Genomic DNA, 277 nt, shown 5'->3' with positions numbered 1-277 from the left:
GCACGAAGTCCTGGCAGCCGTAGCCCAGGGCCAGACAGTAATCCTTACGAACCACTCCAACTCCGAACGACCCTACCTCTCCAAGGTGCTGCAGGGCTGGCTACAAGACGAGCTCAACAAAGATCACCAAGAGCTGGAACGTTTCGACCATACTCGCAATACAGACATCACGAGCATAGATGGCAAGTGGGAGGTACTGGTCAGCAACACAGATCGAGATCCCTTGAAGACTGTCTAGAGCTATTGGACCTGAAAATGAAAGTGGGACATGTCATTA

At 51.6% G+C, this 277-nt stretch carries 1 protein-coding gene; it reads left to right on the top strand.

The features are described 5' to 3' along the window. Positions 1 to 238 (top strand): hypothetical protein (locus ACEN88_RS35380; protein ID WP_413347073.1); only part of this gene is annotated, 238 nt, incomplete at its 5' end. Between the last annotated feature and the right edge of the window lie 39 nt (positions 239 to 277).

It is taken from the genome of Massilia sp. CT11-108, assembly GCF_047302915.1.
Classification (GTDB): domain Bacteria; phylum Pseudomonadota; class Gammaproteobacteria; order Burkholderiales; family Burkholderiaceae_D; genus Telluria; species Telluria orientalis.
This window is presented reverse-complemented; position numbering and strand designations above follow the sequence as displayed.